General features: G+C 37.0%; 2 pseudogenes. Both read right to left on the minus strand.

The features are described from left to right. Positions 1–420, minus strand: a pseudogene (locus ACWD1Z_RS37835) (hypothetical protein); the annotation flags it as partial. A 109-nt stretch (positions 421–529) separates the two neighbouring features. Beyond that, positions 530–1,032 (minus strand): annotated as a pseudogene (gene oppC / locus ACWD1Z_RS37840) (murein tripeptide/oligopeptide ABC transporter permease OppC); the annotation flags it as partial.

The following is a 1,032-nucleotide window of genomic DNA, read 5'->3' on the forward strand; positions in this document are numbered from 1 at the left end:
GTCTTTAGCTGTCACTTCTGATCCATCAGACCATTTCAAATCTTTACGCAAGGTAATCGTTGCTGTTTTTGCATCTTTGTAAAGACTTACATTAGCAGGCCCACCATTGATATATTTAAATGAACTGTTGGTAAAGAAGAGACCATCTTGCCCACCACCAGGGCTAGACATAGAACCAAAGGTAGCATCATTAGAAAGTCCCGATAACCATTGTGCTTTCATTGGAGAATCACTTTGATATGCGACTTTTAAATTTCCACCTTTGATTGCCTTGTCTGGATTTTGATAAGCAACGTCAAAGTTCCCCGCTTTTAATTTTTTTGTACTTGTACTTGAGCTTTGATTAGAACCACAAGCACTTAGGAGTGTAGCTGCTAAAACTACACTACTTGCCAATAAAGTTACTTTTAATTTGTTCATCTTAGTTTCTCCAATAATTTCTTTTTATTTCTTGCTTGCTTCAATATAATATTTAATTTATCATATCCATTTTTAATAGATAAACATTTTTATCACTCTTGAATGTTGTTTATCTTGTAGCTTGTCTTTGGTCAGCCACTCGTCTTAGTGCATTTCCGATAAAGATAATAGCAAGCACCACAATTAGGATGACCACTGTTGCTGGAACCCAAGTCCAAGGCTTATCAGTCATTGTTTCTGGATTAGTCGCTTCATTTATCATTGTTCCCAAAGATGGTGTCCCCGCTGGAAGTCCAAAACCTAAGAAAGAAAGCCCTGTTTCTAAACCAATATTTCCAGCAAAAACAAGCGTTGCTTCAGCAATGACTAAGGTGGACAAGTTGGGCCATATTTCCCGAAACATAATTTTAAAATCAGAGGTTCCCGAAGTTTTTGATGCTCGAACATAATCTCGATTGACTTCCGTCATTGTTCTTGCCCGAATCAGACGCGTTGTCCCTATCCAACTAAAGATACTGATAATCCCAATCAAAGACCAAGAATTAAACCGTGGGATGATAGTTACAAAAACAATAATGATCATCATTGATGGTAAAATCATGACAAAATCAG

This window comes from Streptomyces sp. NPDC002784 (genome assembly GCF_053592135.1).